23 protein-coding genes and 1 pseudogene are annotated in these 21,547 nt (G+C 70.1%); 12 read left to right on the top strand and 12 right to left on the bottom strand.

Features of this window, described 5'->3' with window-relative positions:
* Positions 1 to 137 precede the first annotated feature (137 nt).
* Both ACYQ8K_RS01480 and ACYQ8K_RS01475 read left to right on the top strand, forming a co-directional pair.
* Positions 138 to 506 carry a PPW family C-terminal domain-containing PPE protein gene (locus tag ACYQ8K_RS01480; RefSeq protein WP_459966584.1) on the top strand — a complete coding sequence of 123 codons (369 nt, stop codon included), beginning with the start codon at positions 138 to 140 and terminating at the stop codon, positions 504 to 506.
* A 104-nt stretch (positions 507 to 610) separates the two neighbouring features.
* A complete protein-coding gene (locus ACYQ8K_RS01475) occupies positions 611 to 949 on the top strand; it encodes a hemophore-related protein (RefSeq protein WP_065074765.1) in 339 nt (112 codons plus the stop codon).
* Positions 950 to 1,056: 107 nt separating this feature from the next.
* Here ACYQ8K_RS01475 and ACYQ8K_RS01470 read toward each other — a convergent pair whose 3' ends face one another.
* From ACYQ8K_RS01470 to ACYQ8K_RS01460, 3 genes are read right to left on the bottom strand one after another with little or no spacing between them, the layout of a single operon-like run.
* Complete coding sequence (locus ACYQ8K_RS01470) at positions 1,057 to 1,527, bottom strand: PH domain-containing protein (RefSeq protein WP_459966583.1); 471 nt, start codon at positions 1,525 to 1,527, stop codon at positions 1,057 to 1,059.
* On the bottom strand, positions 1,524 to 2,006 hold the full coding sequence (ribH, locus tag ACYQ8K_RS01465; RefSeq protein ID WP_459966581.1) for a 6,7-dimethyl-8-ribityllumazine synthase: 483 nt from the start codon (positions 2,004 to 2,006) through the stop codon (positions 1,524 to 1,526). The genes ACYQ8K_RS01470 and ribH overlap by 4 nt, the downstream gene beginning before the upstream one ends.
* Before the next feature lie 49 nt (positions 2,007 to 2,055).
* Positions 2,056 to 3,333, bottom strand: a complete 1,278-nt coding sequence (locus tag ACYQ8K_RS01460) for a bifunctional 3,4-dihydroxy-2-butanone-4-phosphate synthase/GTP cyclohydrolase II (protein WP_459966580.1) — start codon at positions 3,331 to 3,333, stop codon at positions 2,056 to 2,058.
* Between the two features lie 574 nt (positions 3,334 to 3,907).
* Between ACYQ8K_RS01460 and ACYQ8K_RS01455 the strand changes: the two genes are divergently transcribed.
* Positions 3,908 to 4,276: a hypothetical protein gene (locus tag ACYQ8K_RS01455; protein ID WP_459966579.1), complete on the top strand. Its 369-nt coding sequence runs from the start codon at positions 3,908 to 3,910 to the stop codon at positions 4,274 to 4,276.
* Positions 4,277 to 4,349: 73 nt separating this feature from the next.
* Here the strand turns inward: ACYQ8K_RS01455 and ACYQ8K_RS01450 are convergent, their stop codons facing one another.
* Positions 4,350 to 4,832 carry a MarR family winged helix-turn-helix transcriptional regulator gene (locus ACYQ8K_RS01450; protein ID WP_459966578.1) on the bottom strand — a complete coding sequence of 161 codons (483 nt, stop codon included), beginning with the start codon at positions 4,830 to 4,832 and terminating at the stop codon, positions 4,350 to 4,352.
* Between the two features lie 94 nt (positions 4,833 to 4,926).
* Between ACYQ8K_RS01450 and ACYQ8K_RS01445 the strand changes: the two genes are divergently transcribed.
* The 3 genes and pseudogenes from ACYQ8K_RS01445 (at position 4,927) to ACYQ8K_RS01435 (ending at position 6,383) form a co-directional block, all read left to right on the top strand.
* Entirely contained in the window at positions 4,927 to 5,550 is a 624-nt protein-coding gene (locus ACYQ8K_RS01445) for an NADPH-dependent F420 reductase (protein ID WP_459966577.1), read from the top strand.
* A gap of 135 nt (positions 5,551 to 5,685) precedes the next feature.
* Positions 5,686 to 5,805 (top strand): annotated as a pseudogene (locus tag ACYQ8K_RS01440) (TIGR03619 family F420-dependent LLM class oxidoreductase); the annotation flags it as partial.
* 98 nt (positions 5,806 to 5,903) lie between these two features.
* Positions 5,904 to 6,383, top strand: a complete 480-nt coding sequence (locus tag ACYQ8K_RS01435; protein WP_459966616.1) for an LLM class flavin-dependent oxidoreductase — start codon at positions 5,904 to 5,906, stop codon at positions 6,381 to 6,383.
* A gap of 12 nt (positions 6,384 to 6,395) precedes the next feature.
* Here the strand turns inward: ACYQ8K_RS01435 and ACYQ8K_RS01430 are convergent, their stop codons facing one another.
* A complete protein-coding gene (locus tag ACYQ8K_RS01430) occupies positions 6,396 to 6,995 on the bottom strand; it encodes a riboflavin synthase (RefSeq protein ID WP_459966576.1) in 600 nt (199 codons plus the stop codon).
* A gap of 118 nt (positions 6,996 to 7,113) precedes the next feature.
* Between ACYQ8K_RS01430 and ACYQ8K_RS01425 the strand changes: the two genes are divergently transcribed.
* A complete protein-coding gene (locus ACYQ8K_RS01425; RefSeq protein ID WP_459966575.1) occupies positions 7,114 to 7,821 on the top strand; it encodes an LppX_LprAFG lipoprotein in 708 nt (235 codons plus the stop codon).
* Entirely contained in the window at positions 7,818 to 9,398 is a 1,581-nt protein-coding gene (locus tag ACYQ8K_RS01420; protein ID WP_459966574.1) for an MFS transporter, read from the top strand. The genes ACYQ8K_RS01425 and ACYQ8K_RS01420 overlap by 4 nt, the downstream gene beginning before the upstream one ends.
* Here the strand turns inward: ACYQ8K_RS01420 and ribD are convergent.
* The 4 genes from ribD to fmt are packed head-to-tail and all read right to left on the bottom strand — an operon-like array spanning position 9,395 to position 13,575.
* Entirely contained in the window at positions 9,395 to 10,420 is a 1,026-nt protein-coding gene (ribD, locus tag ACYQ8K_RS01415; RefSeq protein ID WP_459966572.1) for a bifunctional diaminohydroxyphosphoribosylaminopyrimidine deaminase/5-amino-6-(5-phosphoribosylamino)uracil reductase RibD, read from the bottom strand. The two genes, ACYQ8K_RS01420 and ribD, sit on opposite strands and share 4 nt — an antisense overlap.
* Entirely contained in the window at positions 10,417 to 11,115 is a 699-nt protein-coding gene (gene rpe / locus ACYQ8K_RS01410) for a ribulose-phosphate 3-epimerase (RefSeq protein ID WP_459966571.1), read from the bottom strand. The genes ribD and rpe overlap by 4 nt, the downstream gene beginning before the upstream one ends.
* 52 nt (positions 11,116 to 11,167) lie before the next feature.
* On the bottom strand, positions 11,168 to 12,631 hold the full coding sequence (locus ACYQ8K_RS01405; RefSeq protein ID WP_459966570.1) for an RsmB/NOP family class I SAM-dependent RNA methyltransferase: 1,464 nt from the start codon (positions 12,629 to 12,631) through the stop codon (positions 11,168 to 11,170).
* Complete coding sequence (gene fmt / locus ACYQ8K_RS01400; RefSeq protein ID WP_459966569.1) at positions 12,628 to 13,575, bottom strand: methionyl-tRNA formyltransferase; 948 nt, start codon at positions 13,573 to 13,575, stop codon at positions 12,628 to 12,630. The genes ACYQ8K_RS01405 and fmt overlap by 4 nt, the downstream gene beginning before the upstream one ends.
* 186 nt (positions 13,576 to 13,761) lie before the next feature.
* Here fmt and ACYQ8K_RS01395 point away from each other — a divergent pair, with 186 nt between their 5' ends.
* On the top strand, positions 13,762 to 14,589 hold the full coding sequence (locus ACYQ8K_RS01395; RefSeq protein WP_459966568.1) for a class I SAM-dependent methyltransferase: 828 nt from the start codon (positions 13,762 to 13,764) through the stop codon (positions 14,587 to 14,589).
* 20 nt (positions 14,590 to 14,609) lie between these two features.
* Here ACYQ8K_RS01395 and ACYQ8K_RS01390 read toward each other — a convergent pair whose 3' ends face one another.
* From ACYQ8K_RS01390 to ACYQ8K_RS01380, 3 genes are all read right to left on the bottom strand, one after another.
* Positions 14,610 to 15,095, bottom strand: coding sequence for a MarR family winged helix-turn-helix transcriptional regulator (locus ACYQ8K_RS01390; RefSeq protein WP_459966567.1), 486 nt, complete (start codon positions 15,093 to 15,095; stop codon positions 14,610 to 14,612).
* 129 nt (positions 15,096 to 15,224) lie between these two features.
* Positions 15,225 to 17,180: a primosomal protein N' gene (locus ACYQ8K_RS01385; RefSeq protein ID WP_459966615.1), complete on the bottom strand. Its 1,956-nt coding sequence runs from the start codon at positions 17,178 to 17,180 to the stop codon at positions 15,225 to 15,227.
* Positions 17,181 to 17,317: 137 nt separating this feature from the next.
* Entirely contained in the window at positions 17,318 to 18,070 is a 753-nt protein-coding gene (locus tag ACYQ8K_RS01380) for a lysoplasmalogenase (protein ID WP_459966566.1), read from the bottom strand.
* Between ACYQ8K_RS01380 and ACYQ8K_RS01375 the strand changes: the two genes are divergently transcribed.
* The 3 genes from ACYQ8K_RS01375 to ACYQ8K_RS01365 are packed head-to-tail and all read left to right on the top strand — an operon-like array spanning position 18,069 to position 21,544.
* The gene (locus ACYQ8K_RS01375; protein WP_459966565.1) at positions 18,069 to 19,043 is read left to right on the top strand and encodes an alpha/beta hydrolase; all 975 of its coding nucleotides are present in this window, start codon (positions 18,069 to 18,071) and stop codon (positions 19,041 to 19,043) included. The two genes, ACYQ8K_RS01380 and ACYQ8K_RS01375, sit on opposite strands and share 2 nt — an antisense overlap.
* Before the next feature lie 22 nt (positions 19,044 to 19,065).
* Positions 19,066 to 20,037, top strand: a complete 972-nt coding sequence (locus ACYQ8K_RS01370) for an alpha/beta hydrolase (protein ID WP_459966564.1) — start codon at positions 19,066 to 19,068, stop codon at positions 20,035 to 20,037.
* A 10-nt stretch (positions 20,038 to 20,047) separates the two neighbouring features.
* Positions 20,048 to 21,544 (top strand): flavin-containing monooxygenase, encoded by a 1,497-nt coding sequence (locus ACYQ8K_RS01365; RefSeq protein WP_459966562.1) that lies wholly within the window; start codon positions 20,048 to 20,050, stop codon positions 21,542 to 21,544.
* Positions 21,545 to 21,547: the final 3 nt, after the last annotated feature.

The following is a 21,547-nucleotide window of genomic DNA, read 5'->3' as shown; positions in this document are numbered from 1 at the left end:
CCCCCCCCCCCCCCCCCCCCCCCCCCCCCCCCCCCCCCCCCCCCCCCCCCCCCCTCTTTTTTTTAATGATACGGCGACCACCGAGATCTACACCTCTCTATTCGTCGGCAGCGTCTGATGTGAATGCCGGCACGGACATGAGCCTCGGCTCACGCGCCGGCCAGAAGGCGCCCACGCCCGACACCGTCGCGGCGCCGGCCGCGGCGGTGCGGCGGGAACAGGTCCGGCGCCGCCGTCGTCCCCGGCCGGGCCTGATCGATCCCGGGCGCCGCCACGAATACCTCGACCAGGGTTCGGAGGCGGAATCCGCCTACGCGACGGCCTCGGACCGGGGCGCGGGGCAAATGGGGTTCGCCGGCACGGCTCCCGGGTCGAGTGCCCCTCCCGCCGGCCTGACCACAGTGGCCGGCGCTTCCCTGGACGACAGCCCGGGCCTGCCGCTGTTGCCGAGCAGTTGGAGCCCGGAAACCAAAGAAGGAACAACCGGGCAGGTAGAAGGCCCGTAACGGGCCCCGCGTGCGGTCGCGGCGGTTTGGGCGGCCTCCGATCCGGCTACCAAGCTTCTAGCTCAACGTTAGAGTGGGGGCACAGCAATGGAGGGAGTCCGTAAATGATGAAGCGCTCGTTGGCCAAACTGGCCGTCACGGTGGGCGGTCTGGCATTGGCGTCGACCGCTGGGGCCGGGGTCGCATCCGCTGACCCCGATTACGGTCCGATGATCCACACCACCTGTAGCTACGACCAGGCGATGCGGGCGGTGCACGCGGAGAACCCGATGGCCGCCCAGTACCTGGACCAATCGCCGCCGAACCAGCAGTTCTTGCAGCAGTACCTGGCGTCGTCGCCCGATCAGCGGGTGAACCTGCTACACGCGATCGAGCACAACCAGGGGGCCCAGCAGGCCCTGCCGATCTTCCAGCAAATGATGACGGACTGCACTCGGTACTGAGTGCCTCCACCGCTCTGTCCCGGGCCCGGGTGCCCGTAGCTGCCGGTCCAGCCCGGCTCGGCGTGGTACGCCGGGCCGGGCTGCCGCAGCGATGAGTTGAACCGCGCTCAGTGCGCCTGCAGGTCCGGCCGATAGCGCGCCAGCAGCGACCGGACCGTGTCCATGGCGTCCACCGCGCGGCCCTTGTCCACGGCCTGGATGGCCATCACCGGTATGTATTCGTCATCGGGCAGGTCGATGCGCGCCCAGCGGTGACCCACCGGAAACGACACGCCGGCAACGTCCGGCCACTCGATCAGCTTGTCGCCCAACAGATTTCTTACCGAAACGCCGGCCGGTCCCACTCGCAGCCGCGGCCGCGCGAACAACAGCACGACGCTGGCGATGACCAGGCCCAGCACCGCGATCGCCACCTGATCGGAGGTCTGAAAGACCACCCCGGTGGACCCCACCTTGAGCAGCAGGCCCACCGCGATGTGCGCCGCGGCGATGAGAAACGCCGCGCCATAGGCGAATAACGGTGTGCGGTGGGGACGTAGCACCGCATCCCAGGACTCGCGGACCGGCGGCGACGTCACGACTGGGCGCGCAACTCACGCAGGGTCAGCGCGGTGGTCAGGGCCGCCAAAGTGGCTTGGGCCCCTTTGTCCTCGGCCGATTCGGGAAGGCCGGCCCGGTCCAGGGCCTGCTCCTCGGTATCGGTGGTCAGCACGCCGTTGGCGACCGGCGTGGAAGTGTCCAACGAGACCCGGGTCAGGCCCTGCGTCACCGCATCACACACATATTCGAAATGCGGTGTCTGACCACGGATCACGACGCCCAGAGCGACTACGGCGTCGTGGTTGCGGGTGAGTTCCTGTGCGATAACCGGGATCTCGATCGCGCCGATCACCCGGACCACCGTCGGGTCGTCGATACCCGATTCTGACGCCACCTTGCGGGCACCCGCCAGCAGTGCGTCACAGATTTCGCTGTGCCAGGTACTCGCAACCAGGGCCAGTCGCAGGCCGGATGCGTCGAGCGGCGGAACCTCCGGCACACCCTCGGCAGGACTCATCGGCGCCACTCCTCAGCATCACTTCGTTCTGCATCGTCGCCGGCGCGGCTCATAAAGCACCGCCGAATTCACCTGGCAGGTGGACGGATTCGTGAAAATCATCCAGCCCCGCCAGGTCGTGGCCCATCTTGTCCCGCTTGGTCATCAGGTAGCGGATGTTCTCCGCGTTGGCGCGCACCGGCAGCGGCACCCGCTCGATGATGTGCAGGCCGTACCCGTCCAGCCCGACCCGCTTGGCCGGGTTGTTGGTCAGCAGCCGCATCGACCGCACACCGAGGTCCACCAGGATCTGAGCGCCGATACCGTAATCCCTTGCATCAGCCGGCAATCCGAGCTTGAGGTTGGCGTCGACGGTGTCTTCACCGGCGTCCTGCAGCTGATAGGCCTGCAGCTTGTGCATCAGCCCGATGCCGCGTCCCTCGTGGCCGCGCATGTACAGCACGATGCCGCGTCCCTCGCGGGCGACCATCGCCATCGCGGCGTCCAGTTGCGGCCCGCAATCGCAACGACGCGAACCGAACACATCGCCGGTCAGGCACTCGGAGTGCACGCGCACCAACACGTCATCACCATCGGAGTTCGGCCCGGCGATGTCCCCACGCACCAGCGCGACGTGTTCGACCTCTTCGTAGATGCTGGCGTAGCCGATGGCGCGAAACTCGCCGTGCCGCGTCGGGATTCGGGCCTCGGCGATCCGGGCGATGTGTTTCTCGTGCTTGCGGCGCCACTCGATCAGGTCGGCGATGGTGATCATCGCGAGGTCATGTTCGTCGGCGAACACCCGCAGTTCGTCGGTCTGCGCCATCGAGCCCTCGTCCTTTTGGCTGACGATCTCGCAGATGGCGCCCGCGGGCTGCAGCCCGGCCAGCCGGGCCAGGTCGACGGCGGCCTCGGTGTGACCGGGACGGCGCAACACGCCACCGTCCTTGGCGCGCAACGGAACCACGTGACCCGGCCGGGTGAAGTCGTCGGCGACGCTGGTGGGATCGGCCAGCAGCCGCATCGTGGTGGCCCGGTCCGAGGCCGAAATCCCGGTGCCCACGCCCCGTCGTGCGTCGACGGTGACCGTGTAGGCGGTGCCGTGTTTGTCCTGGTTTACCGCGTACATCGGCAGCAGGCCCAGCCGGTCGCAGATCTCGCCGTCCAGCGGAACGCACAGGTAGCCCGAGGTGTAGCGCACCATGAACGCCACCATCTCCGGTGTCGCCTTCTCGGCGGCGAAGATCAGATCGCCCTCGTTCTCGCGGTCCTCGTCGTCAATGACGATGACGGCCTTGCCGGCCGCAATGTCGGCAACCGCCCTCTCGACGGAGTCCAACCTCGTCATCTTTTGCTACCTCGCCGTTCCCGCTGTCCGGCGGGAACACTGTCGAAACGGCTCACACGAGAAGCCCACGTGTTGCATTCAGTATGAACCACGGCGGCCCCGCCGTTATTGCCACGGCTTGATCAGTGGGACGGTCTCGGATCGCGTTGCGCCGCCGCGTCGGCCGGCGACGGCGGCGGCCTGACCTCTTCCGATCGGCGCGCGCGTATCTCGTCGCCGCGCAGCCCCGCCGCGTTGCGGTCCCGGCGCGGGCCTCGCCACCCCCGTAATCGTTGCCGGGATCACAATTTTCGCCGGCCGGCCGCCGGCGCCGCCGGAAGGCCGCGCCGCGATTTGCCGCGGAAAAGACAACTGCGCGATGCGGAGGCGAGGCTCCTTCCGCAAACAGGGAAGCCGTCGGCAAAATGGTTTTCGCGGCCCGCGATATCGTCACCTGGTGTCAAAAATAAACCTATGAAAAGCTCGTATACGGCGAAACCCTTTGCGCTAGATATGTGTTGGCTGTGCTCAAAATTTGACACGAGCAAACGCGAAATCGGGTTTCGCCCGCATTATCGAGGGAAATACAAGCCGCATGAATACCAACACACCAACACGACCGTGGGTCCGGCTGTGCACCGGCGCCGTCGCGGCCGGCGGCTTGGCCATGTCCGCCCTCGGACTGTCCACCGGCATCGCCGCGGCGGCGCCTCCTCCGGCACCCGTGTATCACCACCACTGGTGTCCGGGCGAACAATGGGACCCGAGCTGGGGCCCTTACCAGAACTGGAACAACTGCCGTGACTGGGACGACAACTATGGCGGCCCGGCCGGCTACGGGGCTCCGCCGTGGGCGGGACCGCCGCCCCCGCCGCCGCCGTGGGCGCCGTGGGCTCAGATCGTCTGGGATCCGGGCATGAACCACTGGGGTTACTGGGAAGGCCCCAACTGGCGCCCGGTGTAATCCGCCGAGCAACCAGCTGATCCCAAAGCAGGCCGCTGCCGTGGCGTGAGACGCCGCGGCCAGCGGCCTGTTGTCATGACGGCGTGTCTTCGGCCGAAGAATCGCCGTCCTTGGCCAGGTGGCGCAGGACTCGCTCGTTGAGGGCGGCGAGCATGTCGAGCTCGGCCGGGGTGAGCAGGTCGATGAAGTTGCGGCGGACGTCCTCCACGTGACCGGGCGCCGCCTTCTCGATGGCGGCGCGTCCGGCCGGCAGCAGGCAGACCATGGTGCTACGGGCGTCGTCGGGGTTGGGTTCGCGACAGATCAGCCCGTCCTTCTGCATGCGCCGCACCTGGTGGGAGACCCGGCTCTTCTCCCAGCCCAGCACGTTGCACAGGTCGCGGGCGGGCATGCGGTGCCCGTCGTGAGCCGAAAGCACCGCCAGGATCTCGTAGTCCGCCCCCGATAGGCCCGCTTCCTGCAGGCCCCGGTTCAGGTGCACGTCGAGCTGATGGTGCGCGTGCTGGAAGGCCCGCCAGGCGCGGTCTTCACGGGGGTTAAGCCAGTTCGGTTCCATCGGCCCCCATGCTACCCCGATTGGTTGACGCATCATCCAAATCGGCTTAAGGTGGACTAGTCAACCTTTCCGATACCTCACGACGGGATTCCTCATGAGCAGCATCAGCATCATCGGCACCGGCAACATGGCCCGCGTTATCGGCGCGCTGGCGGTAGCGGGCGGCAATGTCGTCGAGGTCATCGGGCGCGACCGGGCCAAGGCGGCTGAACTGGCCAACGCCCTCGGCGGCAACGCCACGACGGCGGAGTTCGGAGCCGTCCCGACCGGGGACATCGTCATCGTTTCCGTGTTGTACGCCGATGTCGTTCCGGTCGTCGCCCGCTACGGAGACGCCTTGGCGGGCAAGATCATCGTCGACATCAGCAACCCGTTCAACTCCGCGGCCGACGGGCTCGCCATCCCTGAGGACACCTCGATCGCGCAGGAAGTCGCCAAGGCGGCCCCGGCCAGCGCCAGTGTCGTGAAGGCGTTCAACACCGTCTTCGGTGTTGTGCTCGCCCAGGGCCGACCCCTCGACGTCTTCATCGCCGGCGACGACGCACGCGCCAAGGCGGCCGTGGCGGAGTTCATCGAGAGCCTCGAGCTGCGTCCGCTGGACGTCGGCGGCTTGAACATGGCGCACTGGCTGGAAGGAACGGGCCTGGTCGTGATGGGGCTCGCCCGCTACGGGGTGGGGAACTTCGACTTCGCCCTCGGCACCACCGTTCCCGCCTGAGCAATCAGTCCAAGCCGTGAACGAGGCGGGGCACCATGCGCCCTCGGCAATGGTTGATCGATCACCAAAGGAGGGGAACCTCGCGATGAAGCTTGGCTTCGCACTTCCCATCGTCGGACCCGCTATCTCGATCCGGTGCTGCTGTGGACCGTCGCCGCGACCGCGACCAGCAGGGTGCGGCTCAACGCCAGCACGCTCAGCACGTTCTACTACGAGCCGGTGCACCTGGCCCGGCTGCTGACTACGCTCGACGTGCTCAGCGAAGGCCGCCTCGACGTGGGCGTCGGAATCGGGTGGATGAAGGACGAGCACGACATCGCCCGCAGCGCGGACTGGCGCGCCGGCGCGGGCGGATGCTCGACGACCTCCTGGCGTTCCTGCACGAGTGGTGGACGACCACGCCGGTGTCCTGGGACAGCGAGTTCTTCTCGCTGCCGCCGGTCCATGCCGACCTGCGTCCGGTCCAGGCCGGCGGGCCGCCCACCTGGATCGGCGGCGCCAGCGAGGCCGCGATGCGCCGGGTCGGCCGCAGCGGCACCGGCTGGCTCGGGGTCGAGGGGCTACAGGACGAAGTCACCGACCACCTGTGGTCGATTGCCCGCCGCGCGGCGAAGGACGCCGGCCGCGATCCGGACGCGCTGAAGACGGCCATGCGGATCAACCTCGAACCGGGCACGCCCGTTGACTCCGTTGCCGACAAGCTCGAGCGCCTCGCCGGGTCGGGTGCTGATGAGGCGATCGTGGATGCCTTCGCGATGTTCCCGTCCCTCGACCAGATGCTCGACTTCGCCGGCCAGGTAATCGCCCGATGGCGCGACCATGCGAAGGCTTGACGGCCCTCCTATTCAGCGGGCCAGCAGTCGTTCAACATATTTCGCGATCACGTCGACCTCGAGGTTCACCTGGGTGCCCACCGGAGCGCGGCCCAGCGTGGTCAATTCGCGGGTGGTCGGGATCAGCGAGACCTCGAACCAGTCCCCCGGCTCGGCGCCCAGCCCGGACACCGTCAGCGAGATCCCGTCGACGGTGATCGACCCCTTCTCCACGACGTAGCGGGCCACCTCGGCGGGCATCTCGATGCGCACCACCTCCCAGTGCTCGGACGGCGTGCGCGCCACGATCGTCCCGGTCCCGTCGACGTGGCCCTGCACGATGTGCCCGCCCAGCCGGCTGTTGACGGCCGCGGCGCGCTCCAGGTTCACCCGGCTGCCGACGGTCAGCGCGCCCAAGTTGGACCGGTTCAGCGATTCGGCCATCACGTCGGCCGTGAACTGGCCGCCGGGCAACAGCTCGGCGACGGTCAGGCACACGCCGTTGACGGCGATCGAATCGCCGTGGCCCGCGTCGGCGGTCACGACAGCGCCGCGGATGGTCAGCCGCGCCGCGTCCGAAAGGACGTCGCGAGCCGTCACCTCGCCGAGCTCCTCGACAATTCCGGTAAACATCCCCTTAGGCTAATTGGCCCCCACTCACGCTGATGAGCAGGGCAAACACCCGCGCCCGGGCGACACTGCCACCCCGCGTTCACCAGGGCAGTCACCCGCACCCTCTACGATGCAGAGTATGCAGACCCGCCGCCGTATATCGGCCGTCATCGCATCCCTGACCCTCGCCACCGCCTTGATCGCCGGCTGTTCGTCGGGCTCGAAGCAGAGCGGCGCACCGCTTCCCGACGGCACGACCTTGGTCAAGCAGTCGGCCGACGCCACCAAGAAGGTGCAGAGCGCGCACATCGCTCTGAGCATCCAGGGCAAGATCCCCGGGCTACCCATCAAGACGCTGACCGGTGACCTGACCACCGCGCCGGCCACCGCCGCGTCGGGCAACGCCACGATCACCCTGGGCGGCTCGGACATCGACGCCAATTTCGTGGTGCTCGACGGAACCCTGTACGCCACCCTCACCCCGAACAAGTGGAGTGACTTCGGCAAGGCCGCCGACATCTACGACGTCTCGGTGCTGCTGAACCCCGACAACGGGCTGGGCAACGCGCTGGCCAACTTCAGCAACGCCAAGGCCGAGGGCCGCGACAACATCAACGGGCAGAACACCATCCGCATCACCGGAAACGTCTCGGCCGACGCGGTGAACAAGATCGTGCCGCAGTTCAACGCGACCCAGCCGGTGCCGAGCACCGTGTGGGTCCAGGAGAGCGGTGACCACCAGCTGGTCCAGGCCAACCTGCAGAAGAGCTCCGGCAACTCCGCCCAGATCACCCTGTCCAACTGGGGCGAGCAGGTTCAGGTCACCAAGCCCCCGGTGAGCTCGTGACCGCGGAGACCGCAGCCCCGACCGGGCACCAAACCGGGCGCCGCGTCGCGATCAGCGCGGGCAGCCTGGCGGTCCTGCTGGGCGCCCTGGACGCCTATGTCGTCGTCACGATCATGCGCGACATCATGACCGACGTGCACATCCCGATCAACCAGCTGCAGCGCATCACCTGGATCATCACGATGTACCTGCTGGGCTACATCGCCGCCATGCCGCTGCTGGGCCGCGCCTCCGACCGGTTCGGCCGCAAGCTGGTGCTGCAGGTCAGCCTGGCGCTGTTCATCGTCGGCTCGGTGGTCACCGCGCTGGCCGGCCACTGGGGCGATTTCCACCTGCTGGTCGGCGGCCGCACCATCCAGGGTGTGGCCAGCGGCGCGCTGTTGCCGGTCACCCTCGCCCTGGGCGCCGATTTGTGGGCGCAGCGCAACCGCGCCGGTGTGCTGGGCGGCATCGGCGCCGCGCAGGAGCTCGGCAGCGTGCTGGGCCCGCTGTACGGGATCTTCATCGTCTTCCTCACCCACGACTGGCGCTACGTCTTCTGGATCAACGTCCCGCTGACCCTCATCGCGATGGTGATGATCCAGTTCAGCCTGCCGTCGCACGAACGGGTGGAAGAGCCCCAGAAGATCGACCTGGTCGGTGGCGTGCTGCTGGCGGTCGCCCTGGGGCTCGCCGTGATCGGTCTGTACAACCCGCAACCCGACGGCAAGCAGATCCTGCCGAGCTACGGGCTGCCGCTGGTCATCGGCGCGGTCGTGGTCGCGGTGTTGTTCCTGCTCTGGGAACGCTTCGCGCGCACCCGGCTGATCGAACCGTCGGGCGTGCACTTCCGCCCGTTCCTGGCCGCGCTGGGCGCCTCGCTGTTCGCCGGTGCCGCGCTGATGGTGACGCTGGTCGACGTGGAGCTGTTCGGCCAGGGCGTGCTGCAGATGGACGAGACGCAGGCGGCCGGATTGCTGTTGTGGTTCCTGATCGCGCTGCCGATCGGGGCGGTGCTGGGCGGGTGGATCGCCACCCGGATCGGCGACCGGATCATGACCTTCGTCGGACTGCTCATTGCGGCCTACGGGTACTGGCTCATCCACTTCTGGCGCCAAGACGTGCTGAGCCAGAAGCACAACTTCTTCGGGTTGTTCAGCGTCCCCATCTTGCATGCCGACCTGCTGGTGGCCGGCCTGGGCCTGGGCCTGGTGATCGGGCCGTTGACCTCCGCGGCGCTGCGGGTGGTTCCCTCGGCCGAACACGGCATCGCCTCGGCGGCCGTGGTGGTGGCCCGGATGACCGGCATGCTGATCGGGGTGGCCGCGCTCACCGCGTGGGGCCTGTACCGGTTCAACCAGATCGTGGCGGGCCTGACCGCCGCCATCCCGGCCAACGCCAGCCTGCTGGAGCGCATCGCCGCCCAGGGCACCATGTACCTCAAGGCCTTCGCCATGATGTACGGCGACATCTTCTTGGCCACCGTCGCAATCTGCATCGCGGGCGCGCTGCTGGGCCTGTTGATCGGCGGGCGCAAAGAGCACGCCGAAGAGCCGGAAATCCCCGAGCCGCAAGCGGTCTCGTTGGGTGAGCGCTAACCGCTGCGCGGCACCAGGCTGAGCAGCAGGTCGGGCCCGACCCGCTCGACGCCGTCGAACTGCCAGCGCAGCGCCCGCGCGATCGTGGACACCCCCACGTCGTCGACCGCGGTGACGGGACCGCCCAGCAGGGTCGGCGCGACGTAGGCCAGGATCCGGTTGACCACCCCGGCCCGCAGGAAGGCACCCGCCAGGGTCGGGCCGCCCTCCAGCAGCACGTCGGTGCGGTCGGACACGGCCTTGAGCACCTCGAGGGGGTCGTGCGTGCGGATCAGCATGGTTCGCGAATCGTCGTTGAGAACCTTTGCCTCCGAAGGTATTTCACGCATCCCGACGACCACTCGCAGCGGTTGCCGGTCGGCCAGCGAGCCGTCGGGCAGCCGCGCCGTCAGCGCCGGGTCGTCGGCCAGCACGGTGCCGGTGCCCACCACGATCGCGCCGGCGGCCGCGCGGCGGCGATGTAGATCCAGCCGCGAGGCCTCGCTGGAGATCCACTGGCTGGAGCCGTCCGCGGCCGCGCTGCGGCCATCGACGCTGCTGGCGTATTTCCAGGTCAGATGCGGAAGCCCGGTGCGCTGCTTGTGCAGCCACTCCCGCAGCGGGCCGCCGGTCACCTCGTCGGCCAGCACCCCGGACTGCACCGCGACGCCCGCCTCCTCGAGCCGGGCCGCCCCACCGGCCGCTTCCGGGTTCGGGTCGGCGACGGCGTACACCACGGTGCCCACCTTCGCGTCGAGCAGGGCGTTCACGCAGGGCGGGGTTCTGCCGTAGTGGTTGCACGGCTCGAGGGTGACCACCGCGGTGCCCCCGGCCGCCAGATCGCCGGCCCGACGCAGCGCCAGGATCTCGGCGTGATCGCCACCGGCCGGTTCGGTGGCGCCGACGCCGACCACCTCGCCACCGGCATCCAGGATGACCGCCCCCACCGGCGGGTTCGGATACGTGGTCCCCTTGACGTGGTTGGACTGGTCGATCGCCAGGCGCATCGCGGCGTCCAGGCTGTCGGCCGGCGGAACGGTCATCGACGCAGGTGCGGGGATGCGCCGGCGGCCTGGTGCCGCAACGCGTCGATCGCGGCCTCCGGGTCGTCGGCGCCGTACACGGCCGACCCGGCGACGAAGCAGTCGACACCGGCCTCGGCGGCCTGCTCGATGGTGTCGGCGTTGATGCCGCCGTCGATCTCGACGAGGATCGTCAACTCCCCCGCCTCGATGAGCTTGCGCGCGGTGCGCACCTTGCTCAGCACCTCGGGGATGAAGCTCTGACCGCCGAAACCCGGCTCCACCGACATGATGAGCAGGGTGTCGAACTGCGGCAGGATTTCCAGGTAGGGCTCCAGCGGGGTGCCCGGCTTGACGCTGATCCCCGCCTTGGCGCCGGCGGCGCGAATGTCGCGCGCCACCGCGATCGGATTCTGGGTGGCCTCGGCGTGGAAGGTGACGTTGTACGCCCCCGCCTCCGCGTAGGGGGGCGCCCAGCGGTCGGGGTCCTCGATCATCAGGTGGCAGTCCATCGGGATGGTGGTGGCGGCCAGCAGGCTCTCCACCACCGGCAGCCCGAGGGTCAGATTCGGCACGAAGTGGTTGTCCATCACGTCGACGTGCAGCCAGTCGGCGCCGGTCACGGCGGCGGCTTCGTCGGCGAGCCGGGAGAAGTCAGCGGCCAGGATCGACGGCGCGATCAGCGGCCCCTTTGACGGTTCCGGGTTGCGAGGCATGAGCGCCAGACTACTGAGCCGCGCGGCCCGCTTCACATCCGGCGCAGCGCGGCTACCCCGCCTCGCGGCGCAGCGCGGCCGCGAACATCGCGTCGGTGCCGTGCCGGTGCGGCCACAGCTGGACGTGCGGCCCGTCCCCCAGGCCGGCGACGGGCTCGAACAACGGCCGGGTGTCCAGCGCGGTCACCGGGTGGCGGCGCAGCGCGTCGGCGACCACGCCGACGGTCTCGGCCAGGTGCGGCGAGCAGGTGGCGTAGAGCACCACGCCGCCGGGGCGGGTCAGCGCGATCGCGGCGCCGAGCAACTCGCGCTGCAGCTTGGTCAGCGTGGGTACGTCGGCGGGTTGCCGCCGCCACCGGGCCTCGGGCCGGCGGCGCAGCGCCCCCAGCCCGGTACAGGGCGCGTCGACCAGCACCCGGTCGAAGGTCGGCTCCAGCCCCGTCTGCCGCCCGTCGACCCGCAACACGTCGACCGGCAGACCGCGGGTGTTCTCGACGACGAGGTCGGCGCGGCGCGGCGCGGGCTCCACCGCGGTGAGCCGGAATCCGGACTCCGGGTGCTGCTGCACGCCGAGGGACGCCAGCAGCGCCGTCTTTCCGCCCGGCCCGGCGCACAGGTCCAGCCACCGGCCGCTGTCGCCGTCGACCGGCGCCAGGGTCAGCGCCCGGGCCACCAGCTGGCTGCCCTCGTCCTGGACCAGCGCGACGCCGTCGCGCACCGGCGCCAGCCGCCCGGGGACGCCGCCGGCCAGGTACACCGCGTACGGCGAATAGCGGCCGACGGTCCCGTCCACCGCGTCGGCCAGTTCGGCGGCGGTCAGCGCGCCGGCGCGGGCGGCCAGGTGGACCTGGGGGCGCTCGTCGTCGCCGGCCAGCACCGCGTCGAGTTCGGTCGCGGCGGCGCCCAGCGCATCGGCGAAGGCCTGCGCGATCCAGCGGGGGTGGGCGTGCACGAAAGCGGCGTGCCCGATCGGATCCTGCGCGGGGTCGGGGGCCAGCTCGGCGACCCAGGACTGCTCGTCGCGGCCCGAGATGGTGCGCAGCACGCCGTTGACGAAACCCGCTCGCGCCGAGTCGAATTCGATTCCGGCTTGCTCGACGGTGGTGGACACCGCGGCGTGCGCGTCGACCCGGGTGCGCAGCAACTGGTACGCGCCGAGGCGCAGCAGGTCCAGCAGCACCGGGTCGATGGCCTGGGGCGAGCGCCCCGCGGCCGCGCCGATGATGGCGTCGAGCAGGCCCCGGGTGCGGCAGGTGCCGTAGGTGAGCTCGGTGGCGAATGCCGCGTCGCGGCCGGTGATTCCGCGTTCGCGCAGCAGCGCGGGCAGCGCCAGGTTCGCATAGGCGTCGCGCTCGCTGACCGCCCGAAGCACGTCGAACGCGGCGGCGCGGGCCGGGTCCAGCGGGCGGCGTGGCGGCCGACGGTCCCGCTGCTGGGGCCGGCGGTCGCGCTGCTGAGGACGCGGCGGCTTGCGGTCTGGGCGGCCGCGCTGCGGTCTGTCGCGCCCGGTGCTCATGTCGCCCGCACCGCCGGGTCGAGCCGGGCGCCGCGCGCCCAGTCGACCGCGTTCATGAATTTCTTTCCGGGCGGCTGGATCTGGTCCAGCCGCACCGGATCGGAGCCGGTGCCGACCCAGACGCTCTTGCGGTCGACGTGAATAGCGCCGGGCGGCAACGGTTCTGACGGCCGCGGCAGGGCGGAGGCCTCGGCAACCCGTACCGGCCCCAGTTTGATGCGCAGGTCGCCGATCAGCGTCCACGCACCAGGGTTGGGCGTGACCGCGCGAATGCGACGATCCACCACGAGCGCCGGCAGGTCCCAGCGCACCCTGGCCTGCTCGACGGTGATCTTGGGTGCGATGCTGACCCCGTCGGCGGGCTGCGGTACCGGCGTCAGCCTCTCGTCGGCGATGCCGTCGAGCGTGGTCGACAGCAGCGCCGCGCCCGAAACAGCCAGTCGCCCAAGCAATTCCCCGGCGGTGTCGGTCGGCCGGATCGTCTCGGTCACAACCCCGAAGATCGGACCGGAATCCAGGCTCGGTTCGATCCGGAAGGTCGAGGCGCCGGTGATGCTGTCGCCCGCGGCGATGGCCGCCTGCACCGGCGCGGCACCCCGCCAGGCGGGCAGCAGCGAGAAGTGCAGGTTGATCCACCCCCGCGGGGGCACCGCCAGCAGGCCGTCGCGCAGCAGCGCGCCGTAGGCCACCACCGCGCAGCAATCCGGTGCCAACTCCGACAGCTCCGCGACGAACTCGTCCGAGTTCGGCCGCGACGGCCGCAGCACCGGAATTCCGCGTTCGAGCGCTTCGCGGGCCACCGGCGACGGCTCCGGCTTGCCACGCCGCCCGACGGCGGCGTCGGGCCGGGTCAGCACCGCGACCACCTCGTGACGCGGTGAGTCGACGAGGCGGCGCAGGGCGGGTAGCGCGGGTTCGGGGGTTCCGGCGAAGACAAGACGCACCGGCCCAGTCTAGGAAGCGGCGGGCCCAGGCCCGACCCGCCCAAGCCGGCGCAATGTGCGTGCGTACACTATTTCCTATGGCTATTATTTCTGGGAGCCATTAAATACCGGAGTGAGCCGCACCGGCGATTCACGTCGACAACGAGGTCGAAAGACAACCCTTTCCCCTTCCCGAAGGAGGTCTAGATGACCCTCGACACCCCGATCAACGACGCCTCGGTGGCCGCTACCCATCGCACGGTATGGGCGCTGGGCGACTACGCCCTGATGGCCGAGGAAGTGATGGCTCCGCTCGGCCCCGCCCTGGTCAAGGCGACGAATATCGGGCCCGGCGTGCGAGTCCTCGACGTCGCCGCCGGCTCGGGCAACATCTCGCTGCCGGCCGCCGCCACCGGCGCCACCGTGGTCTCCACCGACCTCACCCCGGAGCTGTTGCGGCGCTCGCAGGCCAGGGCCGAGGCCCGGGGCCTGACGATCGACTACCGCGAAGCCAATGCCCAGGCGCTGCCGTTCGGCAACGGCGAGTTCGACGTGGTGATGTCCGCGATCGGCGTGCAGTTCGCCCCCGATCAGCAGCGCGCCGCCGCCGAGCTGGTCCGGGTTTGCCGGCCGGGCGGCACCATCGGCGTGATCAGCTGGACCCCCGAGGGATTCTTCGGCCGCATGCTCGCCACCATCCGGCCGTACCGCCCGAGCCTGTCGCATCCCGTGCCGCCGGCCGCGCTCTGGGGGCGGCCCCGCTACGTCGCCGCGCTGCTCGGCGACCAGGTCGACGAAATCACTTCAACGCGAGGCATGTTGGCGGTCGACCGGTTCGACAGCGCCGAGGCCGTGCACGCCTACTTCAAGCAGCACTACGGCCCGACGATCGAGGCGTACGCGAACATCGGCCACAACCGGGTGCTGACGGCCGAGCTGGACGCCCAGCTCGTCGAACTCGCGCAGGACCACCTCACCAACGGCAGCATGGGCTGGGAGTACCTGTTGGTGACCGCGAGGAAGCGGACCAAGTAGCTCCGGTCCGGTTCGCCCGGCTATAGGTCGATCTCGGCGTCCAGGTGGACGTCGGGCTCGCCGCCGGCGGCGGTGAAGGCCGTCAGGGCCCGCACCAGCCCGTGCCGCTCCGGAGGCGGCATCTTCGCCACGATGGCCGCGATCTCGGCGCGCCGGTGCGCGGTGACCTGGCGGACGACGTCGCGGCCGCGCGTGGTGAGCGCCGCGAGCAGCTCGCGCCGCGAGGTCGGGTGCGGCAGGCGGTCGATGAGCCCGGCGGCGACCAACCGGTCCACCATCCGGCCGGTCGCCGACGGCTGCACGCCCAGCAGACCGGCGAGCGTGGCCAGGTTGACCGGGCCGCGATTGGACAGGATCACCAGCGTCCGGAACTGGGCGATGGTGATGGTCTCGTCGACCTGCCCGACGGAGCGAGCCGAGATGGCCATCAGCAAACGGGAGGCCGTCAGCAGGGCATCGGTGATGACGTCCAATGACTCGTCAACTGTGGCGTTGTCGGTTGCCATATCGCCCCTTCCCGGATGGTTTCCGGACCTCTCGGCGGCTAAGGATTAGAAAGTGTAGCAACACTCTAATGTCGTAAAAAGAGATTATTGCATGCGCATATTGTCGCCTAGGGTAATAGTTCGTGAAGCTTATCCGATGTGCAGCGGGTCGATCTGCACCCGGGCCGGCTCACGGGTCTGCCGGGCGCTGAGCACCCCGACGCCGCGCCGCAGCGCCGCGGCCAGCGCCAGGCCCTGCTGACGCGGCACACGCACCAGCATCCGCGTCACCGGGGCGCCGGCCGGCGTTCCGGCCGGGCGGCGCACGCCGGCCGGAAGGTCCACCGGCCCAAGCAAATCCGCGTGCAAGGAGTCCTGATCGGACAGCCGGGCCTCGTCGAGCAGGGCGGTCACGGCGGCGGCCGTCCCGTCGATCGCCGCCATGTGCACGCTGGGCGGCAGCCCGACCTCGGCCCGCGCGGTCACTTCGGCCTCCGCATGACCCACCGGATCCCAGCGGATCAGCGATTGCACTGTGGGAAGCGAGGATTCGGCGACCACCATCACCACGCCACCGTCGCCGCGGGCGCGCACCAGCGCGGCGGCCGTCATCCAGCGCCACAGCGCGTCCTCGGCCGCGCGCAGGTCCTGGCGGCCCAGCAGCGCCCAGGTGTCCAGCAGCAGCGCAGCCCCATACCCGCCGGTCGCCTGCGGCTCGGCGCCCGGGGTGGCCACCACCAGCGCCGGGCCGGCCGCGACCTCGGGCACCACGCCGTCGCCCGACGACGTGATCACCGCCGTGCCGGGAAACGCGCGGCCGAGTTCTTCGGCGGTGCGGCGCGCACCGACGACCACGGCACGCACTGCGTCCGACCCGCAGCGCGCGCACCGTCGCGTCGGATCGACGCGGCCGCACCAGCGGCACAGCAGCGCCGCGCCGCCCTCCTGCAACGACAGCGGGCCGGTGCAGTGCCGGCAGCGGGCGATGGTCCGGCACCGCGCGCAGGCCAGCGACGGGAGGTATCCCCGCCGCGGCACCTGCACCAGCACCGGCGCCCCGGCCTGCAGCGCCGAACGCGCGGCGCGCAGCGCGATGGACGGGATCCGCGCCGTGCGCGCCGCCGGGTCGCGCTCGTCGGCGTACCCGGTGTCGTCCAGGGCGATCACCCGCGGCGTGCGGGCGCGCACCGCCGGCCGCGCCGCGACGATATCGTGGGCCCAGCCGCTGCGCACCAGCGCGTGGGCTTCGGCGGTGCGCGCGTAGCCGCCGATCAGGGCGGCGCACCGGGCCTGATGCGCGCGCAGCATCGCCACCTCGCGGGCGTGCGGGTACGGCGCCCGCGGCTCGGCCAGGCTGTCGTCGGCGTCGGCCCACACCATGACCAGTCCGAGATCGCTCAGCGGCGCGAACACCGCGCTGCGCGTGCCGATCACCAACCGCGCGGAGCCGCGCAGCGCCGCCAGCCAGCGCCGGTACCGGGCCGCCGGCCCCAGGCCGGCCGACAGGGCCACCACGCTGCCCTCGTCGATCCGCGCCGTCGCGGCGCGCCACAGGGCGTCGAGGTCGCGCTGGTCGGGAACGATCGCCAGCGCCGATCGGCCGGTCCGCACGGTTTGCGCGGCGGCCTCGGCGAAGCGGTCCGTCCACGACTCGCCCGGCAGCGCCTGCCAGACGGCCCGCGCGGCCCGCGATTCGGCTAGCGCGGCCAGGAACTGAGCGCCCCGGCCGTAGCCGTCCCAGCCCGACGGGTCGACGGGCTCCGGGACCGCCGCATCGCGGCTGACCAGGGCTTCCCGCTCCACCCGGGCGTGCCGGGCCGGCACGGCCAGGCGCAGCACGTCGGGACGGGTGCCGGCGTAGTGCGCGGCCACCGCATCGACCAGCCGGCGGATTTCCGGCGTGAGCACCGGCTCGGCCGACACGACGCGATCGAGCCAGCCGAGCTTGCCGGCGTGATCGGTGTCGTTGCGGCGCTCCAGCACGAACCCGTCGACCAGCCGGCCGTGGAAGCGCACCCGCACCCGCACCCCGGGCTGGGCGTCGTCGGACTGCTCGGCCGACACCAGGTAGTCGAACTCGCGGTCCAGGTGCGGCACCGACAGCATCGGCAGCACCCGGGCGATGGGCTCCACCTCCACGGGCGTGCGCACGCCGGGACTCACCGCGTCCCCGGGCCGCGAATCATGTTGTCATCCAATGTGTTTACCGTCGGAGTCCGCAGCGTACCGGGCACCGGCGACACTCAGCCCTCGGCGGGCGCCGGTGCGTCCCCGGCCGGAAGCTCGCGGCCGAAGAAGAACCCGGCCGTGATCAGGATCTGGGCCGCCGCATACGACCACCAGATCGGCACCGCCAGCGCCTCATTGCCCAGGATGAAACGGGCGATGGCGATCATCGAATCCGAGACCGCGAAACACACCGCCCCCACCGCCGTCCAGATCGTCGGTAGCTTCGCCAGCAGGGCCGTGCACACCATCGCGGTCAGTACCACGATGTAGACGGTCACCGGGAGCGTCAGCTTGTCCGCGCCCAGGTGGGGCCAGAACCAGCCCAGCAGCACGATCGACGCCGCACACATCAGGACCACCGCAACGATGCGCACCGTCGACGGCGGCGAATCCTTCGAGAACGCCGGCACCAGCGGCAGCAACGCGCCCACAAAACACATGTGCGCCAACAGGAATGCCGCCAGGCCCACCAGGAAGGACAGTGTCCACCACGGGATCGCCAGTACCCAGTCGCCGACGGCCGAGAGCAGCAGCGCCAGCATCAGCCACCGCCGCTCGCGCACGTAGGCGTGCCCCGCCGCGGCCAGCGTCAGCAGCAACGCCATCGAGGCCTTGAACGCCGGCTGCAGCACCCAGTGCCCGGTCAGCTCGATCCCCGGCGGTGAGCGCAACGCCAGCACGGTCAGGTAAATGCCGTAGCCGAGGGCCACCCAGCCGGCCACCACCCAGGCCCCGGCCACCAAACGAGGTGCGTACGGTACGTCCATGCCCAGCTTGGATAACACAGCCGACGAGAAACCCGCTATCGACCCCATCCTGCAGAAGGTACTGGATGCGGTTCCCTTCCGGCTATCCACTGAGGACGGCATCGACGCGGCGCGGCAGCGGTTCCGCGACCTGCCACGCCGGCCACTGCATCCCGAGCTGCGGGTCGAGGACCGCACGATTCCCGGGCCAGCGGGCGCCATCGCAGTCCGAATCTATTGGCCGCCAAGCCATTCCGACGACCAATCGGCCGGCACCCCGGTGCCCGTCGTGCTGTATTTCCACGGCGGCGGCTTCGTCATCGGCGACCTGGACACCCACGACGGCACCGCGCGCCAGCACGCGGTCGGCGCCGACGCGATCGTGGTGTCCGTCGACTACCGGCTGGCCCCCGAGCACCCCTACCCCGCCGCCGTCGAAGACGCTTGGGCCGCAACGCTTTGGGTCACCGAGCACGCCGCCGAACTGCACGGCGACCCGAACCGGATCGCCGTCGCCGGGGATTCGGCCGGCGGCACCATCTCCGCCGCTGTGGCGCAGCGGGCGCGGGACAACGCCGCCCCGCCGATCGCGTTCCAGCTGCTGTGGTACCCGTCCACCATGTGGGACGCGTCGCTGCCGTCGTTCGCCGAGAATGCCGCCGCACCGATCCTGGACGTCAAGGCCGTCGCGGAGTTTTCCCGTTGGTACGCGGGCAAAGTCGACATGTCGAATCCGCCGTCGGACATGGCACCGGGGAGGGCGAAGGACCTGACCAACCTCGCGCCGGCCTACATCGCCGTCGCCGGGTACGACCCGCTGCGCGACGACGGCATCCGCTACGGCGAGCTGCTGACCGCCGCCGGCGTCGACGCCCGGGTGCACAACGCCGAGACACTGGTGCACGGCTACCTGGGCTATGCCGGCGTGGTGCCCGCGGCCACCGCGGCGCTCGAGGCCGGCCTGGCCGCGCTGCGAACCGCCCTGCACCGGTGAGGTCGCGGCGTACCGTGAACCCATGAGCGAGCCGAGATGCGCCCGGCCCGGGATCGACCCCACATTCAAGGCGTTGCTCGACGCCTATCCGATGACCTTCCGCGAGGAAGACGGCGTCGAGGTGGCCCGCAAGCGGCTCAAGCTGCTCAAGGTGCCCCCGAAAATGCTGCCCGACCTGCGGATCGAGAACCGCACGATCACCCACCGCGAGCGCACCGACATCTCGGTGCGCATCTACTGGCCCGACAGCGACGTCAGCCCGCTGCCCGTGGTGGTCTTCTACCACGGCGGCGGCTTCTGCCTGGGCGACCTGGACACGCACGACCCGGTCGCCCGCGCACACGCCGTCGGCGCCGAGGCCATCGTGGTGTCCGTCGGTTACCGGCTGGCCCCCGAGCATCCGTTCCCGGCCGGTGTGGGCGACTGCTGGGCGGCCCTGCAATGGGTCGCCGACAACGCGGCCGAGCTCGGCGGCGCCCCGGACAACATCGCCGTCGCCGGCGACTCGGCGGGCGGCAACCTCGCCGCGGTGACGGCGCTGCTGGCCCGCGACAACGCCGACAAGGGCGGCCCGGCGCTGCGCTTCCAATTGCTGTGGTACCCGACGGTCACCGCGGACCTGTCCCTGCCGTCATACACCGACAACGCCGAGGCGCCGATCCTGAATCGTGAGGTCATCGACGCGTTTCTGTCCTGGTACGTGCCCGACCTCGATCTCACCGACCCGAAGGCGCTGCCCACCACCATGGCCCCCGCGAACGCCGCGGACCTGTCCGGGCTGGCGCCCGCCTACATCGGCACCGCCGAACACGATCCGCTGCGCGACGACGGGGCCCGTTACGCCGAGCTGCTGGGCGCCGCCGGCGTGCCGGTGGAGCTGAGCAACGAGCCCACCCTGGTGCATGGGTTCGTCAGCTTCGCCCTGGCGATACCCGCCGCCGCGGAGGCCACCGAGCGCGGCCTCACGGCTCTTTACAAGGCGCTGCACCCCTAGGCAGGCAACGATGGTCCCGAGCAAAGACGAAACCCCCGACTATCACACGCTGATCATCGGCGCCGGGTTCTCCGGCATCGGTGCGGCGATCAACCTGGACAGGGCCGGGCTGCCCGACTACCTGGTGATCGAGGCCGGCGACGGGGTGGGCGGCACCTGGCACTGGAACACCTATCCCGGTATCGCCGTGGACATTCCGTCGTTCTCCTACCAGTTCTCCTTCGAGCAGAGCCGGCACTGGTCGCGGACCTACGCGCCGGGCCGCGAACTCAAGGCCTACGCCGAACACTGCGCCGACAAGTACGGCATCCGCTCGCGGATCCGGTTCAACACCAAGGTGCAAACCGCCGAGTTCGACGACGAGCGCGGCCTGTGGCGGGTGCAGACCGACCCGGTCGGGGAGATCACGGCGCGATTTCTGATCAGCGCCTGCGGCGTGCTGACGGTGCCGAACCTGCCCGACATCGACGGCGTCGACTCCTTCGGCGGCATCACCATGCACACCGCGCGGTGGGACCACGGCCAGGATCTGCGCGGCAAGCGCGTCGCTGTGATCGGCACCGGCGCCTCGGCCGTCCAGGTGATTCCCGAGATCGCGCCAATCGTCACGTCGCTCACGGTATTTCAGCGCACCCCGATCTGGTGCTTCCCGAAGTTCGACGTCCCGCTGCCGGCGCCGGCGCGCTGGGCGATGCGAATTCCCGGCGGCAAGTTCCTGCAGCGCCTGCTCAGCCAGGCCTACGTGGAGCTCACCTTCCCCATCTCGGCGCACTACTTCACGGTCCTCCCGCTGGCCAAGAGGATGGCCTCGCTGGGGAAATACTATCTGCGGCAACAGGTTCGGGACCCAGTCGTGCGCGAACAGCTCACCCCGCAGTACGCCGTCGGCTGCAAACGCCCCGGGTTCCACAACGGCTACCTCGCCACGTTCAACCGCGACAACGTGCGACTGGTCACCGAGCCGATCGACAAGATCACACCCGGCGCGGTGGCCACCACCGACGGCGAGAACCACGAGATCGACGTGCTGATCCTGGCGACCGGTTTCAAGGTGATGGACCCCGACAACGTGCCCACCTTCGCCGTGACCGGCAGCGGCGGAAAGTCGTTGAGCCGCTTCTGGGACGAACACCGGCTGCAGGCCTACGAGGGCGTCACCGTGCCGGGATTTCCCAACCTGTTCACCGTGTTCGGCCCGTACGGTTATGTCGGCTCATCGTATTTCGCGCTGATCGAGGCGCAGACGCATCACATCGTGCGCTGCCTCAAGCGGGCCAAGCGCGTCGGCGCGACGCGCGTCGAGGTGAGCCAGGAGGCCAACGACCGCTACTTCGCCGAGATGATGCGCCGGCGGCCCAAGCAGATCTTCTGGCAGGACAGCTGCCAACTGGCCAACAGCTACTACTTCGACAAGAACGGTGACGTGCCGCTGCGGCCCGGCACCACCCCGGAGGTGTACTGGCGCAGCCGGCGATTCAACCTGGACGACTACCGGTTCACCCGCTAGCGT

Source organism: Mycobacterium sp. MUNTM1 (assembly GCF_054660795.1).
The sequence above is the reverse complement of the archived record's forward strand: the minus strand, read 5'-3'. Positions and strand labels throughout refer to the sequence as shown.

Bases quoted from the DNA above. Each gene is read 5' to 3' on its own strand.
- ACYQ8K_RS01375 (WP_459966565.1), top strand. From the start codon at position 18,069: ATGCCCAGCTTGGATAACACAGCCGACGAGAAACCCGCTATCGACCCC.
- ACYQ8K_RS01455 (WP_459966579.1), top strand. From the start codon at position 3,908: ATGAATACCAACACACCAACACGACCGTGGGTCCGGCTGTGCACCGGC.
- ACYQ8K_RS01380 (WP_459966566.1), bottom strand. From the start codon at position 18,070: ATGGACGTACCGTACGCACCTCGTTTGGTGGCCGGGGCCTGGGTGGTG.
- ACYQ8K_RS01450 (WP_459966578.1), bottom strand. From the start codon at position 4,832: ATGGAACCGAACTGGCTTAACCCCCGTGAAGACCGCGCCTGGCGGGCC.
- ACYQ8K_RS01370 (WP_459966564.1), top strand. From the start codon at position 19,066: ATGAGCGAGCCGAGATGCGCCCGGCCCGGGATCGACCCCACATTCAAG.
- ACYQ8K_RS01445 (WP_459966577.1), top strand. From the start codon at position 4,927: ATGAGCAGCATCAGCATCATCGGCACCGGCAACATGGCCCGCGTTATC.
- ACYQ8K_RS01390 (WP_459966567.1), bottom strand. From the start codon at position 15,095: ATGGCAACCGACAACGCCACAGTTGACGAGTCATTGGACGTCATCACC.
- ACYQ8K_RS01365 (WP_459966562.1), top strand. From the start codon at position 20,048: ATGGTCCCGAGCAAAGACGAAACCCCCGACTATCACACGCTGATCATC.
- rpe (WP_459966571.1), bottom strand. From the start codon at position 11,115: ATGCCTCGCAACCCGGAACCGTCAAAGGGGCCGCTGATCGCGCCGTCG.
- ribH (WP_459966581.1), bottom strand. From the start codon at position 2,006: ATGAGTCCTGCCGAGGGTGTGCCGGAGGTTCCGCCGCTCGACGCATCC.
- ACYQ8K_RS01430 (WP_459966576.1), bottom strand. From the start codon at position 6,995: ATGTTTACCGGAATTGTCGAGGAGCTCGGCGAGGTGACGGCTCGCGAC.
- ACYQ8K_RS01385 (WP_459966615.1), bottom strand. From the start codon at position 17,180: ATGCTGTCGGTGCCGCACCTGGACCGCGAGTTCGACTACCTGGTGTCG.
- ACYQ8K_RS01425 (WP_459966575.1), top strand. From the start codon at position 7,114: ATGCAGACCCGCCGCCGTATATCGGCCGTCATCGCATCCCTGACCCTC.
- ACYQ8K_RS01405 (WP_459966570.1), bottom strand. From the start codon at position 12,631: ATGAGCACCGGGCGCGACAGACCGCAGCGCGGCCGCCCAGACCGCAAG.
- ACYQ8K_RS01480 (WP_459966584.1), top strand. From the start codon at position 138: ATGAGCCTCGGCTCACGCGCCGGCCAGAAGGCGCCCACGCCCGACACC.
- ribD (WP_459966572.1), bottom strand. From the start codon at position 10,420: ATGACCGTTCCGCCGGCCGACAGCCTGGACGCCGCGATGCGCCTGGCG.
- ACYQ8K_RS01475 (WP_065074765.1), top strand. From the start codon at position 611: ATGATGAAGCGCTCGTTGGCCAAACTGGCCGTCACGGTGGGCGGTCTG.
- ACYQ8K_RS01435 (WP_459966616.1), top strand. From the start codon at position 5,904: ATGCTCGACGACCTCCTGGCGTTCCTGCACGAGTGGTGGACGACCACG.
- ACYQ8K_RS01395 (WP_459966568.1), top strand. From the start codon at position 13,762: ATGACCCTCGACACCCCGATCAACGACGCCTCGGTGGCCGCTACCCAT.
- ACYQ8K_RS01460 (WP_459966580.1), bottom strand. From the start codon at position 3,333: ATGACGAGGTTGGACTCCGTCGAGAGGGCGGTTGCCGACATTGCGGCC.